Below are 22,232 nucleotides of genomic sequence, written 5' to 3' on the forward strand. Positions count from 1 at the left end.
CAGCCAGGGGCGGGTAGCATGGCAACCCGCCCCGTCGCCCGCGTCAGGCGGGCGCTTTCGGGAAGTCCAGCGCCGTATCGTTGATACGGTTGACCAGGTTCGTGAACGTGATGCTGGAGATCGCGAAGATCGTGTCCACCACCTGCGCATCCGTGTAGCCGGCCGCCTTGACCGCATCGACCACCGGTGCCGGCACGGTGCCGCGGCTGCCCGTCACGTCACGTACGAACGTGGAGAGCGCATCCAGTTTCGCGTCGCCGCCCGGCGTGCCGCGGCGGGCGGCAAGGATCGCATCCGCCGACAGACCGGCCGCCTTGCCGGCCAGCGTGTGCGCGGCCAGGCAGTAATCGCAGGCGCTCACTTCGCTCACGGCCAGCTTGATCACTTCGATTTCCCGTTTCGACAGGCTCGTGTCGGCCAGCTTCGCATCGAAGTTCAGCAAGGCTTCCAGCGCCACGGGGCTGTTGCTGCCGATGGCATCGTAGGCGTTCGGGACCTTGCCCAGCTTGGCCTTGACGGCGGCGAACAGCTCGGCGGCGCGGCCGGTGGCGTTGGAACCCAGGGCGTTAAGACGGCTCATGATACTTCCTTTCTCGTTCGTGGATGAAATGCCGTTTGGCATGGAAAGAAGTCTACGCGTCGAAATCGGCACGATGAATGCCCGGATGCTGCGATAATTTGCCCATTCGTCTCATCCGGACACGCATATGGACACCCTGAGCCGCCTGCTTTCCCTGTACACGATCCGCACCTCTCTCGACATCCGCTGCGAGCTGGCCGCACCCTGGGTGCTGGACGAACCGGCCGCGACGCCGGGCGTGGCGCCATTCCACGTGGTCGTCGAAGGCGGCGCGCGCGTCGACGTGCCCGGCCACGACAGCCTCGACCTCGCCCCCGGCGACGTCGTCGTCTTCCCCGGCGGCAGCGCGCATCGCCTGCACGCCGGCGCGGCCGCCGACGCCGCCCCGGTCCGGCCGCTCGCCGGGGACGGCCCGCTGCAACGCCACGGCAACGGCGGCCCCGGCCCCGGCACCGCCATCCTGTGCGGCAGCTTCGTGTTCGAAGGCGCCGCGCGCGCGGCCCTCGTGCGCGCCCTGCCCGACGTGATGGTCGTACGCGCCAGCCGCGCCGACGACTTTCCCGGCCTGCACGCGCTGGTCCGGCTGCTGCAGCACGAGACGGCGTCCGTGCGGCCGGGTGCGGACGTCGTCGTCGCCCAGCTGTCCGGCGCCCTGTTCGCGCTGCTGCTGCGCGCCTGGCTGGCGGGCACGCGCCACGACGCGCCCGGCCTGTTCGCCGTCCTGGCCGACCGGCGCCTGGGCAATGCGCTGCAGCGGATGCTGGAATCGCCCGAGCGGGCGTGGAAGGTGGAAGACCTGGCCGCGGCGTGCCACATGTCGCGCGCGACGTTTGCCCGCCTGTTCTCGCGCCTGTGCGGCATGCCGCCGGCCGACATGCTGACCCGGCTGCGCATGGCGCACGCCGCGCGTGTCCTGCTGCAGGGCGAAGGCGCCATGGGCGACGTCGCGCAGGCCGTCGGCTATCAATCGGAAGCCGCGTTCAACCGCGTGTTCAAGCGCCATTACGGGGTCGGGCCCGGCACCTGGCGCCGCACTGCACGCGCGGCGGCGATGGCGCCGGTTGCCGCCTGACGGGTGTCCCGGATTAGAATCGCGGGATGCTCTCCGAATTCGATCTCATCAAACGCTACTTCCAGCGCGACCGCGCCTGCGGCCCGAACACCGTCCTCGGCGTCGGCGACGACTGCGCCCTGCTCGCGCCCACGCCCGGCAAGCTGCTGGCCATCTCATCCGACATGCTCGTCGAGGACCGCCATTTCTTTGCCGGCGCCGACCCGTTCCTGCTGGCCCACAAATGCCTGGCCGTGAACCTGTCCGACCTGGCCGCGATGGGCGCCAGGCCGCTCGGTTTCACGCTCGCGCTGGCGCTGCCGGCGGCCGAGCCGGACTGGCTCGACGGCTTTTCACGCGGCCTGTTCGCGCTGGCCGACGCCCACGGCTGCGAGCTGCTGGGCGGCGACACGACGAAAGGCCCGCTGAACGTCTGCATCACGATCTTCGGCGAACTGGAGCCCGGCCGGGCACTGCGCCGCGACGCCGCGCGCGCGGGCGACGACGTCTGGATCTCGGGCACGCTCGGCGACGCACGCCTGTGGCTCGCGGCACGCCACAGCGAGGTCGCGCTGGATGCCGTCGACCACGCGGCCACGGCGCAGCGCATGCACGCGCCGACGCCGCGCGTGGCGCTCGGGCGCCTGCTGGCCGAAGGCGGCCTGGCGCACGCCGCGCTCGACATCTCGGACGGCCTCGTGGGCGACTTGAAGCACATCCTCGCCGCCTCGCGCGTGGGCGCGGTGCTGGACCTCGACGCGCTGCCGGCCGGCCCCGCGCTGATGCGCCAGCCGCGCGCGCTGCGCCGGCGCTTCGCCGCGGCTGGGGGCGATGACTACGAACTGTGTTTCACGGCGCCAGCGGAGCGACGCGACGCGATTCTCGCGGCCGGGGTCGCCAGCGGGACGGCTGTCACGCGGGTCGGGACGATCGTGGCCGAACCGGGCCTGCGGCTCGTCGATGCCGACGGCGCGGCGCTCGATCTGCAGCTGGCCGGTTGGGACCATTTCAGCCCGGGCTGACTGCCGCGCGGGCTCTGGGAGCCCGCCCTACGACCGGCTGGCCCGGACCATTTCGGCCACGGCCAACTTCTGTGCGGGCTCTCGGAGCCCGCCCTACGACGTCGACGCTGCCGTAGGGCGGGCACCCCGTGCCCACCAAAAGCATGCGTATTCACGCCGCTTCTTCGTCCCCGCGCGGCGTCTTGCGATCATCGTACGGCCCGTGCGTGAGCCAGTACTGGCGAAACGCGAGCCGCACGTTGTCGCGCAATTCCGTGTCGTTCCACGGCTTCGTATAGAAGCGGTAGATCGCGCCCCGGTTGATCGAATCGAGCACCGTCTCCACGCCCGTGTAGCCGGACAGGATGATGCGCATCGTGTCCGGATACATCTCCTTGACCTTGCTGAGGAATTCGGTGCCGTTCATCGCCGGCATGCGCTGGTCGCACAGGATCACCTGCACGCGGTACAGCGCCAGCAGCTCGAAGCCCTCGGCCGGCGACGCGGCCGTCAGCACGCGGTAGTTGTCGCGCCTGAACAGGCGGTGCAGCGTGGTCAGCACGTTGACGTCGTCGTCCACGACGAGCAGGGTCTGGACGTTGCGGTCGTCCTCCGCCGGCCGCGTGGGCTGGGAACGGTTTTCCAGGACCAGCCGCGCCAGCTCGGCGGGGGCGAGCGCGCGCGAAAAATGGAAGCCCTGGATCTCGTCGCAGCGGTGGCGGCGCAGCAGCGCCATCTGGGCGCGCGACTCCACGCCTTCCGCGATCACCTGCATGTGCAGGCTGTGCGCCATGCTGATGATGGCCAGCGCGATCGCGGCGTCGTCCGGGTTCGTCGTGATGTCGCGCACGAACGCGATGTCGATCTTCAGCTTGTCGATCGGGAAGCGCTTGAGGTACGCGAGGCTCGAATAGCCGGTGCCGAAATCGTCGATGGCGACGCGGATGCCGAGCAGCTTCAGGCGCTCCAGCACCTGCACCGTGTGTTCGAAGTTCGACATCAGCGCGCTCTCGGTCAGTTCCAGTTCGAGCAGGCCCGGGTCCACGCGATGGTGTTCCAGCGCAGCGCGGATGTCGCCTTCCAGGTCGCCCTCGACGAACTGGCGGCTCGACACGTTTACGGCCACGCGCACGTCGCGCACGCCCTCCGCATTCCACGCGGCGATCTGGCGGCAGGCCTCGCCGAGGATCCACGCGCCCACGCGCACGACCATGCCCGTGTCTTCCAGGATGGGGACGAATTCGGCCGGGTACACGAGGCCCACGCCGGGACGGCGCCAGCGCAGCAGCGCCTCCACGCCGCTCACGCGGCCCGTGTTCAGGTCCAGCTTGGGCTGGTAGTGCAGCTCGAACTGGTTGTCGTCGACGGCGCCGCGCAGCGCGACCTCGAGGTCCAGCCGCGCCAGCACCTGCACGTTCATCCCGGCCGTGAAGAAGCGGTAGCCGTCGCGGCCGGCCTCCTTGGCGCGCACCATCGCCACGTCGGCGTACTTGACCAGCGTGCCGGGGTCGGTGGCATCGTCCGGGTACATCGCGATGCCGATGCTGGCCGTCAGCACGGCCTGCTGGCCGTTCAGGTCGAACGGTGCGCGCAGCGCCTCGCGCACCTCGTTGGCCACGCTCACGGCTTCGTCCTCGGTCTGCTCGCGCGTCATCGTGAGGATCAGCGCGAATTCATCGCCGCCCAGGCGCCCGATCGTGTCGCGCAGGCGCACGCAGCGCACGAGCCGCGTGCTGAACTGGCGCAGCAGTTCGTCGCCCAGCGCGGGGCCGAGCGAGTCGTTGACGATCTTGAAGCGGTCGAGCGTGATGAACAGGACGGCGATGCGCCAGTTCTTGTCCTGCGCGAGTTCGATGGCGTCGCGCAGCGTGTGGAAGAACAGGCTGCGGTTCGGCAGGCCGGTCAGGCTGTCGTAGTTCGACATGTGCTTGAGGCGCTGCGCGGCCTGCAGGCGCTCGCTGATGTCGCGCGCGACGGCGATCAGGATGCGGGTGTGGTCCGACGACTGCAGCTGCCAGCTGATCTCGACCGGCACCGCGCCCTGCCCGTCCGAGCGCAGCAGTTCCGTCTCGACGATGTCGTGCTCGCGCGACGTGGATGCCGGGTCGGCATAGCGTTCGAGCTGCGCGCGTTCGGCCAGGCCCAGCGCGACCGGGTCGATGCGCAGCAGCGCCTCGCGCGAGAAACCCAGCATGCGGCAGGCGCCGTCGCTGACGTCGACCATCGCCATGGTGCGCGCGTCGACGAGGAAGATGGCGTCGGTCGTCGCATCCATCGCGCCGCGGAAGCGCTGCAGTTCGGCCGTCCGTTCGCGCACCTTGCGCTCCATGCGCGCGCCGTAGTCGCGCGACTCCTGGTGGAACAGGCGCACTTCGAGCAGGTTGCGGATGCGCGTCAGCACCTCGACCGTGTCGAACGGCTTGCCGATGAAGTCGCGCGCGCCTGCTTCCAGCGCGGCCAGCTTCTTGTCCGGCTCCGCCGTCACCACGAGCACGGGCAGCCAGGATTCGCGCTCCATCGGTTTCAGCGCCTCCATCACCTGGAAGCCGTCCATGTGCGGCATCTGCAGGTCGAGGATGATCAGGTCGTAGCGGTGCTGCAGGTGCAGCGCGGCGACCTGGCGCGGATCGGTGGTGCTGGCGACGTTCTCGTAACCGCTCGTCTTGAGCAGGAATTCGAGCAACTGCACGTTCACCGGTTCGTCGTCGACGACGAGGATGTGCGCGTGGCGGATGTCGTTGGGCGAAATCATGGGGTGGTCCTCACTCGGGCTGTCTGTGCTCGGCGGGGCGCTGCGCCAGCACGCCGTCGATGGCCTCGTTGAACTGGCCGATGTCGATCGGCTTGGTCAGGTAGCGCGCGAAGCCGACGGCCAGCGCGCGCTCGATGTCGGCGCGCATGGCGTTGGCGGACACCGCGATGACGGGAATCCGCGCGGTCTCGGGTTCGCGGCGCAGTTGCGCCAGGACCTCGAACCCGGAGAGGCCCGGCAGGTTCAGGTCCATCAGGATGATGTCGGGCCGCTGGCTGCGCGCGAGCGACAGGCCGAAGTGGCCGTCCGGCGCGCTCACGAGGCGCAGGTCGGACCGGAAGCGCACGATCTCCTGCACCAGTTTCAGGTTGGCCGGATTGTCTTCGATGTACAGGACGGTGGACGCCCGCGCCGGTGCAGCGCCGTCCGCCGCGCCGGCCGCGGCGCGCGCGGCCGGCGCGGCGTCGGGCGCGGTCCCGGCCGCGTCGGCGCAGGCCAGCTCGATCCAGAACACGCTGCCCACGCCCGGGCTGCTGGTGACGCCGATCTCGCCGCCCATCAGTTCGACGAGACGGCGCGTCACGACCAGGCCGATGCCCGTGCCTTCCTGCGTGCCGGTTTCCTGGCCGAGGCGATTGAAAGGCTGGAACAGGCCGGCCACCTGCTCGGGCGACAGGCCCATGCCCGTGTCCTGCACGGACAGGCGCAGGCGCTGCGGCGCCGGCTGCGCGCAATCGACGACGACCGCCCCGCCCTCGCGGTTGTACTTGACCGCATTCGACAACAGGTTCAGGAGCACCTGCTTCAGGCGGGTGCGGTCGGCCTGCACGCGCACCGCGGGCGCTGCGGGGAACAGGACCCGCACCCCGCGCGCGGCCGCCAGCGGCGCGATCATGCCCTGGCATTCTTCCAGCACCTCGGCCAGCAGCACCGGTTCCATCGACAGGCTCAATGCCCCCGCCTCCACCTTGGCCAGGTCGAGGATCTCGTTGATCAGGGTGAGCAGGTGGCGGCCCGACTTGAGGATGTGGCCGGCGAATTCCTTTTTCTGGTCGAGCGTCGTCGGCATGTTGTCGGCCGCGAGGATCTGGGCGAAGCCGAGGATGGCGTTGAGCGGCGTGCGCAGCTCGTGGCTCATCGACGACAGGAACGCGGACTTGGCCTGGTTGGCATTGCGCGCTTCCTCGATCGCCAGTTCCAGTTCCGAATTGGCCAGTTCCAGCTGGGCCGTGCGTTCCTGCACGCGCGCTTCGAGCCGTTCGTTCAGGCGCACGATCTCGCTGTTCGAGTCTTCCAGCGCGCGCGTCCTCTGCTCGATCTCGGTCAGCATGGCGTTGAAGGAATCGACGAGTTCCGCCGCCTCGTCCTCGCTGATGCGCGGCGCGCGCCGCGAATAGTCGCGCCGCGCCACGACTTCGCGCGCGATGTTCGTGATGGCGTCGATGGGCGTCGTGATCGTGTGGCCCAGGCGGCGCACGAGCAGCCACGCGATGAACAGCGCCAGCACCGTGACGCAGGCGCAGATCACGAGGTAGTCGCGCATCCGCTCCATCATCTGGTTCTGCGAGCGCAGGTAGACGGTGCCGAGCAGGTCGCCGTTCTCGCTGATCGGCTTGTACAGCACCAGATCCTCGCCGCTGCCGACATAGGTTTCCTTGCCGCCGGCATGCACCAGCCGGCCGCCCTGCGCCGGACGCACGGGGAACACGCCGGTCTCGCCGGGCGCGACGTAGGTCGCGAACAGCGTGCCCTTCTCGTCGTAGATGGCGGCCGCGCGCACCGACGGCCGGCTGCGCAGCAGGGCCAGGTTCTCGCGCGCCAGGCGCGCGTCGTCGAAGGCCAGCGCCGCCGACGTCATGTGGCCCACCAGTTCCGCCTGCGTCGCGAGGTCGTTCAGCAGCGCGCTCTTGTAGCTGCGCAGGTCGTAGGCGACGACGGTGCCCACCGAGACGGCCAGTGCCGCGAGCGTCGTCGACATCACGATCGTGACGAGCTTTTCGCGGATCGAGCGGCGCGGGCGGATCATGCTTGTCACCACGCCGCCAGCGCCAGCAGGCGCGCGCTGATGCGCAACTGCCCGGCCATCGCTTCGAGCCGGTCGATGCGCGGCCGCAGGTGCGTGCCGTCCGCCACCAGCCCGACCACGCAGCCGTGTCCGGGCGCGCCGTCGCAGACCGTCAGCACGGGCTGGCTGTGCGCGGCATCCAGCAGGCGGCCGCGCGCGGGCGAGGCGGCCACGAACAGGACGTGCGGCATGGCGTGCGGATCGAGGCGATCGATGCGCACGACCGCCAGCGGCCGGCCGTGCACGAGGCGTCCGTCCATGAAGCGCGCGGCTTCGGCGGCCAGCGCGTCGTCGCCGGCGACGCCGACCAGCAGCGGCGCACCGGGGCGCGCGAACGCGGCGTCCGGCCAGGCGACGAACGTGGCGACACGGTAGATATAGGCCGCCTTGAGCTTGCGCTCAGGGGTGGCCGGGAGGTCGGGCCGGGCCTGGGCGGCACCTGCGAGGATCAGCAGGCACAGCACCGCCCGGCGGGACGGGCGCGCGGCTGCGAAGGACAGCGCCATCACGGGTATGCCGGCCCCGGGTGGTCATGCGCGAAACGGTCGAGCGGCATGCGAGGTCCTGGTTCGGTCAATGAACAACGGTGCGGGCGCGCCCGCACGGCCAGCCCGCAAGACGGGCAGGATAGCAGCACGGCCGAGGGTAATGTCGCACGGAACGAACAAGTTCGTTAACGTCGATAAATACAATAACATTTGTAAGGACGGCGGCGCGGCGGGCAAGCATGGCTTTTCGTTAAGATTCCGACGCCGCAGGCCGGGAAGGCGCGCTAGAATGGACGCGAGCGCGCAGCGGATCATTCCACGCCCGGCACACGGGGCGCGCCCGCGAAAGATCCTGGAGACCCTGGCGACCCTCCGCGGCCGCCATTACAAGGAGGAGCGACACGTGACGAACGACATCATCGACCTGGCCACCCGTGTGGGCCGGGCACTCGAAGCCAAGGGCCTGCTGCTGGCCACCGCCGAATCCTGCACGGGCGGCGGCGTCTCCCAGGCCATCACGGAAATCCCCGGCTCGACCGGCTGGTTCGAATGCGGCTTCGTGACGTATTCGAACGCCTCCAAGACCGAGATGCTGGACGTGTCGGCCGCGCTGATCGCGCAATTCGGTTCCGTCAGCGAGGAAGTCGCGGGCGCCATGGCCGAAAGCGCAGTCGCCAACAGCAATGCCGACGTGGCGGTGTCGACGACCGGCATCGCCGGTCCCACCGGCGCCGTCCCCGGCAAACCCGTGGGCACGGTGTGCTTCGGCTGGTCGAAGGGCGATACCACGTACACGGAGCGCCTCGTGTTCTCCGGCGACCGCCACGCGGTGCGCGAGCAGACCGTGGCGCACGCGCTGGCCGGCCTGTTGCGCCTGCTCGAGTAAGGATGGCGCGCCTGCCGCTGCGTGCCGCGGCCGCGCTCGCGGCGTTCGTCTCCGCGAGCGCGGCCGCCGCGGGCGCCGACTCCGGCATCACCGTGTACGCGGCCGGCGACATCGCGCGCTGCGCCTACCCTGACCCGGCGTATTCGGTCGCGGCCGAGACAGCCGCCACCGTCGCCGCCGGGCTCGCGCAGGATCCGCGGGCCGTCGTGCTGGCGCTGGGCGACTTGACCTATCCGGTCGGCGCCGCGAAGGAATTCACCGACTGCTACGCGCCCACGTGGGGCCGTTTCAAGGACCGCACCTGGCCCGCGCCCGGCAACCACGAGTACTACACGCCAGGCGCCAAACCCTATTTCGCGTACTGGGGCGCGCGCGCCGGGCGCGGCTACTACAGCTTCGAGCTGGGCACCTGGCACATCATTTCCCTGGACAGCAACCTGGCCCCGATCCAGCACGCGGCCCAGCTGGACTGGCTGCGCGCCGACCTGGCGCGCCACCCGGCCCGCTGCACGCTCGCGTACTGGCACCATCCGCTGTACAGTTCGGGCGGCCATGGCAGCGTGCCGAAGATGCACGACGCCTGGAAGCTGCTGTACGACGCCGGCGCCGAGCTGGTGCTGTCCGGCCACGACCACGACTACGAACGCTTCGCCCCGCAGGATGCGGACGGCCGGCTCGATGCGGCGCGCGGCATCCGCCAGTTCGTGGTCGGCACGGGCGGCGCGTATCCGACGCCGTTCCTGCTGACCGTCGCGCACAGCGAGGTCCGCGACAGCAACCGCACCGGCGTGCTGCGCCTGCAGCTGTACGCGGGCGGCTACGGCTGGGAATTCGTCGAGTCGACGCGGCTGTCTTCTTTCGGCGTCGCGCCGCCCGACCGGGGCAGCGCCGCCTGTCACTAAAAAAACGGAGCCCGCATGACCCGCCTCCTGTCCTTGCTTCCCCTGCTGCTGGTCCTCGCGGGGCCGGTGGCGGCGCAGGCACAACCCGCGCCAGCGCCAGCGCCAGCGGCAGCCGCCGCGCCGCAGGTCCGCTACGACAAGACCACCTTGCCCAACGGCCTGGAAGTGATCCTCGTCGAGGACCACCGCCTGCCCATCGTGGCCGTCAACATCTGGTACCACGTCGGCCCCGCCAACGAGGCGCCGGGCCTCACCGGCTTCGCCCACCTGTTCGAGCACATGATGTTCGCCGGGACCCGGCACCTGCCGCGCGGCCTCGCCGACCGCCTGCTGGAAGGCGCCGGCGCCACCGACAGCAACGGCAGCACCGACTACGACCGCACCAATTACTACGACACCGTGCCGTCGAACCAGCTCGAACTCGCGCTGTGGGTGCACGCCGACCGCATGGGCTACCTCCTCGACGTGCTCGACCAGACCGCGCTGTCGAACCAGCAGGACGTCGTGCGCAACGAGCGGCGCCAGAGCGTCGAGAACCGCCCGTACGGCATCGTCGAGGAAGCGCTGAACCACGCGCTGTTCCCGAAGACCCACCCGTATTACGCGGCCGTCATCGGCTCGCACGCCGACATCCAGAACGCGAAGCTGGCCGACGTGCGCGACTTTTTCAAACGCTACTACGGCCCGAACAACGCCAGCATCGTGATCGCCGGCGACATCGACAAGACCAGGACGCGCGCCCTCGTCGCCAAATACTTCGGCAGCTTCAAACGCAGCGCGCCGGTCGTGCGTCCAAAAGTCGTCACGCCGCCGATCACGCGCGAACGCCGCCTCACGGTCGCGGACCGCGTCGAGCTGCCGCGCGTGTACATGGCGTGGCTCACGCCGCCGGCGTTCCAGCCGGGCGACGCCGAACTGGAAGTGACGGCGCAGATCCTCGCCGGCGGCAAGGCGAGCCGCCTGTACAAATCGCTCGTGTACGAACGCCAGATCGCCCAGCAGGCATCGGCGGCGCAGAATTCGAACGCGCTCACGTCCACCTTCATCGTCGACGCCACCGCGCGCCCGGGCCACGAACCGGCCGAGCTGGAGGCGGCTATCGACGCGGAACTCAAGGCGCTGCGCGACACCGGACCGTCCGAACAGGAAGTCGAACGCGCCCGCAACACGATCGAGACGGCGATGCTGACGTCGATCGAGAAGCTGGGCGGCACGGGCCTCGCGAACCAGATCAACCAGTACAACCAGTACACGGGCGATCCCGGCTACCTGCCGAAGGACATCGAGCGCCTGCGCCGCGTCAGCGCGGCCGACGTGCGCCGCGTGGCGCAAGCCTACCTGCAGCCGAACGCGCGCGTGATCGTCGCCGGCGTGCCGGGCAAGCCCGACCTCGGGCCCGACGTCCCGACGCCGCCGCCGCCCAAGGCATCCGCGCCGGGCCTCGGCGCCGGCATCAACCGCGACGAACCGTGGCGCCGCACGCCGCCGAAACCGGGTCCGGCGCCGCGCTTCACGCTGCCGCAGGGCGAGTCGTTCAGGCTGCCGAACGGTCTCACCGTCATCTTCCATCCGAATCCGGCGCTGCCGCTGGTGGCGGCGGAACTGGTCGTGAAAAGCGGCTCCGGCGCCAACCCGTCCGACCAGCCGGGCCTCGCCGGCTACACGGCGCAGATGCTGGAAGAAGGCACGGCCACGCGCAGCGCACCGCGCATCGCCGACGAAATCGCCCAGCTGGGCGCCTTCCTCGGCAGCACCGCTTCGCCTGACGCGTCGACGGTGTCGCTGCTGGCGTTGCGTTCCACGTTCCCGCAGGCGCTGAACGTGCTGGCCGACGTCGTGCAGCACCCCGCCTTTCCCACCGCCGAAGTCGAGCGCCAGCGCGCCGCGCGCCTGGGAGAACTCACGCAGCGGCGCGACGACCCGGCACTGGTCGCTGCCGTCGCCGCGGCCGGCGCGCTGTACGGACCGGACCACCCCTACCGTCGTCGACAAGCCGGGCGCGCCGCAGACGGCGCTGCGCGTGACGGCCATCGCGGCACCGCGCAGGACGCCGGACTATCCGGCCATGCAGGTCATGAACGCGGCACTGGGCGGCCTGTTCTCGAGCCGCATCAACCTCAACCTGCGTGAAGAGAAGGGCTACAGCTACGGCGTGTTTTCCGACTTCCGCTACCACCGCACGCCGGGCCCGTTCGCCATCGCCGGCAGCGTGCGCACGGATGTCACGGGGCTCTCCGTCGCCGAGATTCTCAAGGAAGTGAACGGCATGCGCGACAAGCCGCTGCCGGGTCCCGAACTGGCGGGCGCACGCGACTCGCAGGTGTATTCGCTGCCGGGGCAGTTCGAAACGAACAGCGGCATCGGCGCGAGCCTGGCCGAGACGTATGTGTTCGACCTGCCGGCCGATTACTGGCGCACCCTGCCCGACCGGTTCCGCGCCGTCACCGCGGCCCAGGTACAGGCGGCGGCGCAAAAATACGTCAAGCCGGACCAGCTGAAGGTCATCGCCGTGGGGGACCGTGCGGCGATCTTGCCGCAGTTGCAAAAGCTCGGGCTCGGAACGCCGGAGCTGCGCGACACGGACGGCCAGCTCCCGTAGGGTGGACGGCTAAACCGCGCGGTTCGTGTCATGCCCGCGTGATGCAACACGCGCGGTCGAGCCGCCTACCGTCGCATTTGCGGCCCGGCCGCAAACGTCTCTTGCCTCCGCCATGCGTCTGCGTTTAACATGTGAACAGTTCTTCACACGTTAAACATGAGCATCCCACCCGACATCGACAATGCCGTCGACGAACTCGCCGACCTGTTCCACCTGCTGGGCGACCCCACGCGCCTGCGCATCGTGCTCGCCTGCCTGGCGCAGCCGACCGCCGTGGGCGACATCGCCGGCGCGTTGAACCTGTCCAGTTCGCTGGTCAGCCACCACCTGCGCCTGCTGCGCGCGGCCCGCATCGTCAAGGCCGAGCGCCAGGGCAAGCAGGTGTTCTATGCGGCGGCCGATGCCCACATCAGCGGACTGCTCGCCAACATGTTCGAACACATCGCCGAACCGATCGCCGAATCAACTACCGGACTGGACGCATGAGTCACCATCATTCCCACGGCCATGACCACGGCCACCATCACCATCATCCGACACCGGACGGCAACGGCCGCGCGTTCGGCATTGCGATCGCCCTGAACACGGCCTTCGTCGCCATCGAATTCGTCTACGGCTTCATCGCCAACTCGACGGCGCTGATGGCCGACGCCGGCCACAACCTGTCCGACGTGCTGGGCCTGGGACTCGCCTGGGGCGCCGCCCTGCTCACCAGGAGCGCGCCGTCGCGCCGCTTCACGTACGGCCTGCGCGGCACGTCGATACTGGCGGCCCTCGCCAACGCCCTGCTGCTGATGGTGGCGTGCGGCGCCATCGCATGGGAAGCCGTGCACCGCGTCGCCCATCCGGAACCGGTGGCCGGCACGACGGTCTCCATCGTGGCCCTCATCGGCGTGCTGATCAACGGCTTCTCGGCCTGGCTGTTCGTGGCCGGCAGCAAGGACGACATCAACGTGCGCGGCGCCTACCAGCACATGGCGGCCGATGCCGTGCTGTCGCTGGGCGTCGTCATCTCCGGCCTCGTCATCATCTATACGGGCTGGACGTGGCTCGACCCGGCGGTCAGCCTCGTGCTCGTCGTCGTGATCGTCGCGGGCACGTGGTCGCTGCTGAAGGAATCGATCCAGATGGTGCTCGCGGGCGTGCCGGACAGCGTCGATGCGACGAGCGTGACGGCCTTCCTGGCCGCGCAACCGGGCGTGACCGAAGTGCACGACGTCCACATCTGGGCGATGAGCACGACGGAGACGGCCCTCACGGCCCACCTCGTGATGCCGGCCGGCTATCCGGGCGATGCGGCCATCGACGACATCGTTGGCCACCTGCGCGAGGATTTCTCCATCCACCATTGCACGCTGCAGGTGGAACAGGGGACGACCAAGCACAGCAGTTGCGCCCTGCACGACGGGCTGGAGGCGCATGCGCATGACGATCACGATCATTGTCACGACCACGATCACAGCCACGGCCACGCGCACTGAGCCGTAGGGTGGGCACCCCGTGCCCGCCAAATGCATGCGCCGCGCAAACGCCTGCGTCGCGGTCACGCATGGTGGGCACGGGTGCCCACCCTACCTGGAATACGTCAGCCGGCCAGATTCGCGTACAGCGGCGTACTGAGGTAGCGCTCGCCGAACGAGGGAATGATGGTGACGATCAGCTTGCCCGCGTTCTCCGGCCGTTTGGCGACCTCGATCGCGGCCCACAACGCGGCGCCGGACGAGATGCCGACCAGTAGCCCTTCCTCGCGCGCGGCCGCGCGGGCCGTCTCGAAGGCGTCGTCGTTCTTGACGGCGATGACCTCGTCGTAACTCTTCGTGTTCAGCACTTCCGGGATGAAGCCGGCGCCGAGGCCCTGGATCGGGTGCGGCCCTTTCGTGCCCCTGGACAGGATAGGCGACGCTTCCGGTTCCACGGCGATGGCCTGGAACGACGGCTTGCGTGCCTTGATCACTTCGGCCACGCCCGTGATGGTGCCGCCCGTGCCGACGCCGGCCACGAGGATGTCGACCTTGCCGTCCGTGTCGCGCCAGATTTCCTCGGCCGTCGTGCGGCGGTGGACGGCGGGATTGGCCGGGTTGTTGAACTGCTGCGGCATGAAGCAGTTCGGGTCGGACGCGACGATTTCCTCGGCGCGGCGGATCGCGCCCAGCATGCCTTCCGGCCCGGGCGTGAGCACCAGTTCGGCGCCGTATGCGCGCAGCAGCATGCGCCGCTCGCTGCTCATCGTCTCGGGCATGACGAGGCGGCAGCGGTAGCCGCGCGCCGCGCACACCATCGCCAGCGCGATGCCCGTGTTGCCGCTGGTGGGTTCGACGATGATGGTGTTCGGGCCGATCCGGCCGGACTGCTCGGCCGCCTCGATCATGGCCAGGCCGATCCGGTCCTTCACGCTGTGGGCCGGGTTGTAGAACTCGAGCTTGGCGGTGATGTCCGCCCCGGCGCCCTGGGCCAGGCGGCGGATCCGCACCAAGGGGGTATTGCCGATCAGTTCCGTCACGTCGTTCGCGATGCGCATGCAGTCCTCCCGGTTGAATTAGACTTACTTCACCTTCAACAGTTCAACATCGAAGATCAGATCGGAATCCGGCGGAATCGAGCCGCCGGGGGCGCCGCGTTTGCCATAGGCGAGTTCGCTCGGGATGATCAGGGTGCGCTTGCCGCCCACCTTCATGCCCTGCACGCCCTGCTCCCAGCCCTTGATGACCTGGCGCGCGCCGAGCCGGAACTCGAGCGGGTCGCGGCCCGCGTCCAGCGACGAGTCGAATTTGTGGCCGCGCTGCCTGGCGGCCAGCGGTTTGTAGAACCAGCCCGTGTAATTGACGAGCACGGTGCTGCCGTACGTCGCTTCGGCACCCTTGCCGATCACGTGGTCGATGACCTGCACCTGCGGGCCTTGCGGGACCTGGGCCGCGGGGGCCGGGTTGACGGGGTTGGTCGGATTGGCGGGAGCAGCGGCGTTGGCCGTGGCCTGGGCCGGGTCCTTGGGACCGGACAGGCCGTTGCCGGCCTGGGATGCGTCCTGCGCGTTGGCGGCGGCAGCCGCCAGCAGCAGGCCTGCGAGGGCGATACGACGGATCATGGAGCCTCTTTCACGAATCAGTAAAAAACTGATTCTATGATAGCAAGGCAGCCTCCGGTTGCCCAGCATCGACGGATTCGGTTACAAGTGCGGGTTCGGCGACCGGCACCGGCTGCGGCGCCGGCACGGCTGCATGCGCCTGCTCCGCCAGCTTGCGCAGCAGATGGCCGGCCGCGACCATGCCGAACGTCGCGGTGACGACCATGCTCGAGCCGAAGCCGGCGCAGTTCAGGCCCGTGACGCTGTTGGCGTCGACGTCGCAGGCGTCGCCGGATTCCGGATAGCGCAGCGGTTCCATCGAGAACACGGCGTCGATGTGGTACTTGTTCTTTTCGCCGCGCGCGAAGCCGTAGCGGGCCCGCAGGATCTTGCGCACTTTCTTGAGCAGCGGTTCCTGCTCGGTGCGGGCGAGGTCGCGCACCTCGATCCTGGTCGGATCGAGCTGGCCGCCGGCGCCGCCGATGACGATCAAGGGGATCGCGTGTTCGCTGCAGTACGCGATCAGCGCGGCCTTGGCCTTGACGCTGTCGATGGCGTCGACGACGTAGTCGAAGCGATCCGTTCCGATCATCTGCGGGATATTGTCCGGATCGATGAAGTCTTCGACGAGCTCGACTTCGCAGTACGGATTGATGAGCGCGATGCGCTGCTTCAGCGCCTCGATCTTGGGCATGCCGACGGTGGTCGACAGGGCCTGGATCTGGCGGTTGATGTTGGATTCGGCCACGTTGTCGAGGTCGATGAGCGTGAGGCGGCCGACGGCGCTGCGCGCCAGCGCTTCGACGATCCAGGAGCCGACGCCGCCGACGCCGACCACGCAAACGTGCGCCGCGCGGAAGCGTTCCAGTGCACGCTCGCCGTAGAGGCGGGCAATGCCGCCGAAGCGGCGGCCGAAGTCGACGTCATCGGGGAGAGAGGTGGAAATCGTAGTCATGATGCGTCCATTTTACCGGACGGAACGGCGCTCCTTGCTCTAAAATAACTTTCAGTCAATCAAAAATTGGGCCGCATCCTGCGTGTCCACAACAGCGACCATGAACAACCTTCTTTCCGACCCCGCTCCCGATTTCGACCAGCCCGTCGCCGTCCTCAAGCATTGCCACGGCCGCATCCGCAAACAGCTTGCCACGCTGGAAAAACTGCTGGGCCATCTGCCGGAACACGGTGCCGACGAGCAGGCGCGCCAGGCGGCGACGGCCGTTCTGAAATACTTCGACAAGGCCGCCCACCTGCATCACGAGGACGAAGAACAGGACCTGCTGCCGATGCTGCTCGCCGTCGCCCAGGGCGAGGATGCGGCCACGCTGCAGGCACTGGCGCCCTTGATCCTGCAGGAACACAAGGAAATGGACGGGATGTGGCAAGACCTGCACGAGCAATTGACGGCCATCGCGGACGGCAGCGGCGCGCAGCTGTCCGCCTCCGTCGTCCGGCGCTTCGTGCAGAGCTACCAGGGCCACATGGAACGCGAGGAAGGCATCGTGGCGCCGATGGCGCTGCGCCTGTTCGGACCGGACCAGATGGCGCGCCTGGGCGGGGCCATGCGCCGGCGCCGCGGCCTCGACGATCCGGCCGCGCCGGACATCGGCGAGCGCGTGGCCGACCTGCGCAAGGATTACGGCCAGGCCCGGCTGGACGAGGGCGACGTGGCCGACGACCCGATCGTCCAGTTCACGCGCTGGTTCGAGGAAGCGCTCAAGGCCGAGGTGAACGAACCGAACGCGATGAGCCTGGCCACCGTGGACGACGATGGGCGTCCGACGTCGCGCATCGTGCTGGTCAAGCAGTTCGATGCGCGCGGTTTTACCTGGTATACGAACTATGCGAGCCAGAAGGGAAAGCAACTGGAAAGCAAGCCTTTTGCAGCTCTGCTATTCTTCTGGAGTGAACTTGAACGGCAAGTGCGGATCGAAGGCAGAGTCGAGCGTACCAGTGCCGACGAAAGCGATAAGTATTTCAACAGCCGGCCCCTGAAGAGCCGGCTGTCGGCGATCGCGTCCGAGCAAAGCGAACCGATCGCGAACCGTGCCGCCCTCGAACAACATTACGAGGAAGTGGCGCGTCGATATGGCGAAGCACCGCCACGGCCACAGCATTGGGGCGGTTTTCGCCTGGTGCCGGAACGGATCGAGTTCTGGCAGGGGCGGCGTTCACGCTTCCACGACCGCATCGTCTACACGCGGCAGGAAGATGGACTTTGGACGCGGCAACGTTTGCAACCCTGAACCGGCGCGTCCGGTTCGGGACTAGCCGGAGATACGCGTGTTCGACCAGATGAAGCTTTCCGCCTGGACTTCAGGCATTCGCAGCAAATTCAACCTGCCCCTGCGCGTGGAATTGTGGAACGGCGCGCAGGTCGACCTGTCGTCCGACCACCAACCGCGCGTGAAAATCCGCGTGCCCAACCCTGGCGGCCTGCGCTACCTGCTCGCGCCGTCGCTGGGCAACCTGGGCGAAGCCTATGTCGAAGGCGCGCTCGAGATCGAAGGGCGCGCGGCCGACATGATCCAGGTGGGCTCCGCCCTCGCGGAAACCACGGGCAAGCCGGCGCGCACGAGCCGTGTCGCCAGCGCCGCCCTGCGCCTCGTCTCGCCGCACACGCGCGAGAAAGACGCCGCGGCCATCCGCTACCACTACGACGTCTCGAACGAGTTCTACAGCCTGTTCCTCGACCCGGCGATGGTGTATTCCTGCGCCTATTTCGAGAACGGCGACGAAGACCTGGCCACGGCCCAGCAAAAGAAGATCGACCACATCCTCACCAAGATCGGTGTGCAGCCGGGCCAGACGCTGCTCGACATCGGCTGCGGCTGGGGCGCCCTGGTGATCCGCGCGGCCACCCGGTTCGGCGCGCGCTGCGTGGGCGTCACGCTGTCCGAACGCCAGTGCGAGCTGGCGCGCGAGCGCGTGGCCCGGGCCGGCCTGCAGGACCGCATCGAGATCCGCTTGCAGGACTACCGCGACGTCGACGGCCAGTTCGATCGCATCACGAGCGTCGGCATGTTCGAGCACGTGGGCGTGGAGCACCTGCCGGAATACTTCGGCCGCGTCAACAAGCTGCTGGCGCCGGGTGGCGTCGTGATGAACCACGGCATCACCACGGCCGACGTCGAGCAGCGCAACAGCCCGTACGGCGGCGGCGAGTTCATCGACAAATACGTGTTCCCGCACGGCGAGCTGGCGCACCTGTCGACCGTCATCCGCACCATGCAGGAAGGCGGCCTCGAAGTGCGCGACGTGGAAAACCTGCGCCGCCACTACGCCCGCACGTGCGCGCTGTGGACCGAGAATTTCGAGAACAATGCCGCGCGCATCCAGGCGACGTGCGATCCGAAGACCTTCCGCATCTGGCACGTCTACCTGGCGGGCTGCGCCTACGGCTTCGCGCACGACTGGATCAGCCTGTACCAGATCGTGTGCGGCAAGGCGGGCGAGGGACCGGACCTGATTCCGTGGTCGCGGAAGTATATGTACCGGTGATCGGTTGGGTTTGGTGGGCACGGGGTGCCCACCATCTGTACGCGCCGCCGGGGACTATTTCACGCGGTCCGTAAACGTCTTGCGGAACTTGGCCACCTTGGGCGCCACGACGAAGGCGCAATACCCCTGCAACGGATGCTGGGCGAAATAATTCTGGTGGTAATCCTCGGCCTTGTACCACTGCTCGGCCGGCAGCACCTGCGTGACGATCGGCGCATCCCAGACGGCGGCCATCTCGGCCATCACCTTGCGCGCCGTCGCCTCCTGCTCCGGCGACGTGAAGAAGATGACGGACCGGTATTGCGTGCCGACGTCGTTGCCCTGGCGATTGAGCGTCGTCGGGTCGTGGATGGTGAAAAAGATTTCCAGGATGTCGCGATAGCTGATCACGTTCGGATCGAACTCCAGCTTCACCACTTCGGCGTGACCGGTCGTGCCCGCGCACACCTGCTCGTAGGTCGGCGCAGGGGTCTCGCCGCCCATATAGCCCGATTCCACGCCGAGAATGCCGCGCGCTTCGAGATAGACCGCTTCCAGGCACCAGAAACACCCGCCGCCCAGGATGGCCACTTCGGTTGCTGATTGCTGGCTCATACTGACTCCTCGAGGGATAAATAGTTTTCCATGGCTTAACTGTAACCGAAAGTGCACTGTTGTGCAGGATCAACGAGCAGCCGGCCAGAGGGAGATAGGCCATTGGTGGCATAATGCGCGGATGAACACCAGCTCACCTCGCGCTACCACGCGCGGTTTCGATTCCGCCCATTTTCGTCAGGCCCTGTCCCAATTCGCGACCGGCGTTACCGTCATCACGACGCGCCTCGGCGACGGCCATTTCCGCGGCCTGACCGCATCGTCCTTCAATTCCGTGTCGCTGGAGCCGCCGCTCGTGCTGTGGAGCCTGTCGAACGTCGCCAACAGCCTCCCCATCTTCACCGGCAACTCGCACTACGTGATCAACGTCCTGTCCGCCGGGCAGGAAGAGCTGGCACGGCGCTTCTCGCGGCGCGGCCAGGACCCGTTCGAGAGCGTCGAGTACGAATTGTCGCGCACCGGCCAGCCGATCCTGAAAGGCGTCTCGGCCTGGTTCGAATGCCACAACCGCAGCCGCTATCCGGAAGGCGACCACGTGATCTTCGTGGGCGAAGTGGAAGACTGCGCCGTGCATCCGCAATCCGCCCTGCTGTTCCATGGCGGGCGCTTCGGCACGACCTGACTTGCTCGCGCTCTTGCTCGTTTAAAAATGAAAATGGCTGTCGCAGTTTGAAAAGATGCGGCAAGGCGGCCTTCCTATAATGGCTCGATCCGGGCGGCCTATCCGCTCGCCCGGCGTCCGCCATTCGACCATTCGACCATTCGACAAGAATATTCTGAGACAGGAGTCCCATGAGCCGTTCCGACACGCCCCGCAAAGCCCAGTTCCATTGGGATGATCCGCTGCTGCTGAACGAGCAGCTGCTCGACGAGGAGCGCATGGTGCGCGACGCCGCCGCGGCCTATTGCCAGGACAAGCTGCTGCCGCGCGTCCTGGAAGCCTTCCGCCATGAAACCACCGACGCCGCCGTGTTCCGCGAGATGGGCGAACTCGGCCTGCTGGGCCCGACCATCCCCGAGCAATACGGCGGCCCCGGCCTGAACTACGTCAGCTACGGCCTGATCGCGCGCGAAGTCGAGCGCGTCGATTCCGGCTACCGCTCGATGATGAGCGTGCAGTCGTCGCTCGTGATGGTGCCGATCTACGAATTCGGCAACGAAGAGACGAAACAGAAATACCTGCCGAAACTGGCCACCGGCGAATGGATCGGCTGCTTCGGCCTCACCGAGCCGAACCACGGCTCCGACCCGGGCTCGATGATCACGCGCGCGCGCAAGGTCGACGGCGGCTATTCGCTCTCCGGCTCGAAGATGTGGATCACGAACTCGCCGATCGCCGACGTGTTCGTCGTCTGGGCCAAGGATGACGAGGGCAAGATCCGCGGCTTCGTGCTCGAAAAGGGCTGGAAGGGCCTGTCGGCGCCGGCCATCCACGGCAAGGTCGGCCTGCGCGCCTCGATCACGGGCGAGATCGTGATGGACGAGGTGTTCTGCCCCGAAGAAAACGCGTTCCCGGAAGTGCGCGGCCTGAAGGGTCCGTTCACCTGCCTGAACTCGGCCCGCTACGGCATCGCCTGGGGCGCGCTCGGCGCGGCCGAAGACTGCTGGCACCGTGCCCGCCAGTACGTGCTGGACCGCAAGCAGTTCGGCAAGCCGCTGGCCGCCAACCAGCTGATCCAAAAGAAGCTGGCCGACATGCAGACGGAAATCACGCTGGGCCTGCAGGGCGTCCTGCGCCTGGGCCGCATGAAGGACGAAGGCACGGCCGCGGTCGAGATCACGTCGATCATGAAGCGCAATTCCTGCGGCAAGTCGCTGGACATCGCGCGCATGGCCCGCGACATGATGGGTGGGAATGGTATCAGCGACGAGTTCGGCGTCGCGCGTCACCTCGTCAACCTGGAAGTCGTCAACACGTATGAAGGTACGCATGACATCCATGCGCTGATCCTGGGACGCGCGCAGACGGGGATCGCGGCGTTTTGAATGTTGGGCGGGCTCGGGGAGCCCACCCTGCACAACCGAAAAAAAACCGCCACGAAGGCGGTTTTTTTATGCGCGAAACGCGATCAGAACTTGTAGCCCAGCGTCAGCACGGTCGAGTTCGGGTCCAGCTTCATGTGCTGGCCCTGATGCGTCGAGAAGTGCACGTCGGTACGCAGACGGGTCTTCACGAGCGCGGCGTTGAGGAACCATTTCTGGTTGAAGTTCCAGACGGCGCCGATCTGGCCCGACACGGTCCACTTGTTGTCGATGCTGAACGTCGTCGGCGGGCCGCCCGGGTTCGTCAGCGCGGTCATGCGGAACGAGCCGGTTTCCTTGTAGAAGTAGGCATAGGTCACGCCCAGGCCGACGTAAGGACGGAAGGCCGCGGTCGGCTGGAAGAAGCGGTATTGCACGAACGCGGTCGGCGGCAAGGCTTGCACGGTGCCCAGCTGGCCCGTGCCGGCGATGGCGCCCGCGCCGTACAGGCTGTGCTTGTAGGGCGTGGCAAAGGTGAATTCGCCGGTGATGTTGTCGGTGATGCCGTAGTTGACCACGATCACCGGTTCCGTGTCCTTGCCGACGTCGCCCAGCGAGTTCGGCAGGGCCGGGGCGGTAATCGCGCCGCTTTCGACGTGCGGGGTGATCTGGGTGGCGCCGAGCGACACGGCCCACTGCCCCTTGGCCTGTGCCGCGGCGCTGCCCGCCGCGGCCAGCGCGCCCGCGGCAACCAGCAGTTTCACGACGTTGGAACTTACTTTCATGTTAT

Annotated in this window: 20 protein-coding genes and 1 pseudogene; 12 read left to right on the plus strand and 9 right to left on the minus strand. The window is 68.0% G+C overall.

Annotation, left to right across the window (positions count from 1 at the left end):
* Positions 1-43: 43 nt before the first annotated feature.
* Positions 44-580: a carboxymuconolactone decarboxylase family protein gene (locus U9J41_RS22780; RefSeq protein ID WP_322404439.1), complete on the minus strand. Its 537-nt coding sequence runs from the start codon at positions 578-580 to the stop codon at positions 44-46.
* Positions 581-707: 127 nt separating this feature from the next.
* Between U9J41_RS22780 and U9J41_RS22785 the strand changes: the two genes are divergently transcribed.
* Both U9J41_RS22785 and thiL read left to right on the plus strand, forming a co-directional pair.
* The gene (locus U9J41_RS22785) at positions 708-1,652 is read left to right on the plus strand and encodes an AraC family transcriptional regulator (RefSeq protein WP_322404440.1); all 945 of its coding nucleotides are present in this window, start codon (positions 708-710) and stop codon (positions 1,650-1,652) included.
* Between the two features lie 26 nt (positions 1,653-1,678).
* Positions 1,679-2,653, plus strand: coding sequence for a thiamine-phosphate kinase (thiL, locus tag U9J41_RS22790; RefSeq protein WP_322404441.1), 975 nt, complete (start codon positions 1,679-1,681; stop codon positions 2,651-2,653).
* 151 nt (positions 2,654-2,804) lie between these two features.
* Here thiL and U9J41_RS22795 read toward each other — a convergent pair whose 3' ends face one another.
* From U9J41_RS22795 to U9J41_RS22805, 3 genes are read right to left on the minus strand one after another with little or no spacing between them, the layout of a single operon-like run.
* Positions 2,805-5,384 carry an EAL domain-containing protein gene (locus U9J41_RS22795; RefSeq protein WP_322404442.1) on the minus strand — a complete coding sequence of 860 codons (2,580 nt, stop codon included), beginning with the start codon at positions 5,382-5,384 and terminating at the stop codon, positions 2,805-2,807.
* A 10-nt stretch (positions 5,385-5,394) separates the two neighbouring features.
* On the minus strand, positions 5,395-7,410 hold the full coding sequence (locus U9J41_RS22800) for a sensor histidine kinase, YfiR-like protein-associated (protein WP_322404443.1): 2,016 nt from the start codon (positions 7,408-7,410) through the stop codon (positions 5,395-5,397).
* 5 nt (positions 7,411-7,415) lie between these two features.
* Positions 7,416-7,955, minus strand: coding sequence for a YfiR family protein (locus U9J41_RS22805; protein ID WP_322404492.1), 540 nt, complete (start codon positions 7,953-7,955; stop codon positions 7,416-7,418).
* Between the two features lie 385 nt (positions 7,956-8,340).
* On the opposite strand from U9J41_RS22805, the gene U9J41_RS22810 reads away from it, so the two are divergent.
* From U9J41_RS22810 to U9J41_RS22835, 6 genes and pseudogenes are all read left to right on the plus strand, one after another.
* Positions 8,341-8,823, plus strand: a complete 483-nt coding sequence (locus U9J41_RS22810) for a CinA family protein (protein ID WP_322404444.1) — start codon at positions 8,341-8,343, stop codon at positions 8,821-8,823.
* 2 nt (positions 8,824-8,825) lie between these two features.
* Positions 8,826-9,725: a metallophosphoesterase family protein gene (locus U9J41_RS22815; protein ID WP_322404445.1), complete on the plus strand. Its 900-nt coding sequence runs from the start codon at positions 8,826-8,828 to the stop codon at positions 9,723-9,725.
* Between the two features lie 15 nt (positions 9,726-9,740).
* Positions 9,741-11,585, plus strand: a pseudogene (locus U9J41_RS22820) (M16 family metallopeptidase); the annotation flags it as partial.
* A gap of 73 nt (positions 11,586-11,658) precedes the next feature.
* Entirely contained in the window at positions 11,659-12,324 is a 666-nt protein-coding gene (locus tag U9J41_RS22825) for a M16 family metallopeptidase (RefSeq protein ID WP_341850619.1), read from the plus strand.
* Between the two features lie 156 nt (positions 12,325-12,480).
* Positions 12,481-12,810 (plus strand): ArsR/SmtB family transcription factor, encoded by a 330-nt coding sequence (locus U9J41_RS22830; RefSeq protein WP_322404447.1) that lies wholly within the window; start codon positions 12,481-12,483, stop codon positions 12,808-12,810.
* Positions 12,807-13,805 carry a cation diffusion facilitator family transporter gene (locus U9J41_RS22835; RefSeq protein WP_322404448.1) on the plus strand — a complete coding sequence of 333 codons (999 nt, stop codon included), beginning with the start codon at positions 12,807-12,809 and terminating at the stop codon, positions 13,803-13,805. The genes U9J41_RS22830 and U9J41_RS22835 overlap by 4 nt, the downstream gene beginning before the upstream one ends.
* A 104-nt stretch (positions 13,806-13,909) precedes the next feature.
* Here U9J41_RS22835 and cysK read toward each other — a convergent pair whose 3' ends face one another.
* The 3 genes from cysK to tcdA are packed head-to-tail and all read right to left on the minus strand — an operon-like array spanning position 13,910 to position 16,340.
* Complete coding sequence (cysK, locus tag U9J41_RS22840) at positions 13,910-14,842, minus strand: cysteine synthase A (RefSeq protein WP_322404449.1); 933 nt, start codon at positions 14,840-14,842, stop codon at positions 13,910-13,912.
* A gap of 24 nt (positions 14,843-14,866) precedes the next feature.
* Entirely contained in the window at positions 14,867-15,406 is a 540-nt protein-coding gene (locus tag U9J41_RS22845; protein ID WP_322404450.1) for an FKBP-type peptidyl-prolyl cis-trans isomerase, read from the minus strand.
* Between the two features lie 34 nt (positions 15,407-15,440).
* Positions 15,441-16,340, minus strand: a complete 900-nt coding sequence (gene tcdA / locus U9J41_RS22850) for a tRNA cyclic N6-threonylcarbamoyladenosine(37) synthase TcdA (protein ID WP_322404451.1) — start codon at positions 16,338-16,340, stop codon at positions 15,441-15,443.
* A 100-nt stretch (positions 16,341-16,440) separates the two neighbouring features.
* On the opposite strand from tcdA, the gene pdxH reads away from it, so the two are divergent.
* Together pdxH and U9J41_RS22860 are read left to right on the plus strand one after the other, a co-directional pair.
* Positions 16,441-17,631 carry a pyridoxamine 5'-phosphate oxidase gene (gene pdxH / locus U9J41_RS22855; RefSeq protein WP_322404452.1) on the plus strand — a complete coding sequence of 397 codons (1,191 nt, stop codon included), beginning with the start codon at positions 16,441-16,443 and terminating at the stop codon, positions 17,629-17,631.
* 37 nt (positions 17,632-17,668) lie between these two features.
* The gene (locus tag U9J41_RS22860; protein ID WP_322404453.1) at positions 17,669-18,886 is read left to right on the plus strand and encodes a cyclopropane-fatty-acyl-phospholipid synthase family protein; all 1,218 of its coding nucleotides are present in this window, start codon (positions 17,669-17,671) and stop codon (positions 18,884-18,886) included.
* 54 nt (positions 18,887-18,940) lie between these two features.
* On the opposite strand, the gene msrA is transcribed toward U9J41_RS22860, so the two are convergent.
* Positions 18,941-19,480 (minus strand): peptide-methionine (S)-S-oxide reductase MsrA, encoded by a 540-nt coding sequence (gene msrA, locus U9J41_RS22865; RefSeq protein ID WP_322404454.1) that lies wholly within the window; start codon positions 19,478-19,480, stop codon positions 18,941-18,943.
* Positions 19,481-19,601: 121 nt separating this feature from the next.
* Here msrA and U9J41_RS22870 point away from each other — a divergent pair, with 121 nt between their 5' ends.
* The gene (locus U9J41_RS22870) at positions 19,602-20,102 is read left to right on the plus strand and encodes a flavin reductase family protein (protein ID WP_056447065.1); all 501 of its coding nucleotides are present in this window, start codon (positions 19,602-19,604) and stop codon (positions 20,100-20,102) included.
* A 170-nt stretch (positions 20,103-20,272) separates the two neighbouring features.
* Positions 20,273-21,466: an acyl-CoA dehydrogenase gene (locus tag U9J41_RS22875; RefSeq protein WP_322404455.1), complete on the plus strand. Its 1,194-nt coding sequence runs from the start codon at positions 20,273-20,275 to the stop codon at positions 21,464-21,466.
* Positions 21,467-21,549: 83 nt separating this feature from the next.
* Here the strand turns inward: U9J41_RS22875 and U9J41_RS22880 are convergent, their stop codons facing one another.
* Positions 21,550-22,227 (minus strand): OmpW/AlkL family protein, encoded by a 678-nt coding sequence (locus tag U9J41_RS22880; RefSeq protein WP_322404456.1) that lies wholly within the window; start codon positions 22,225-22,227, stop codon positions 21,550-21,552.
* Positions 22,228-22,232 lie beyond the last annotated feature (5 nt).

Origin of the sequence: Massilia luteola, from assembly GCF_034420155.1 — a bacterium.
In the GTDB taxonomy this organism is placed as follows: domain Bacteria; phylum Pseudomonadota; class Gammaproteobacteria; order Burkholderiales; family Burkholderiaceae_D; genus Telluria; species Telluria luteola.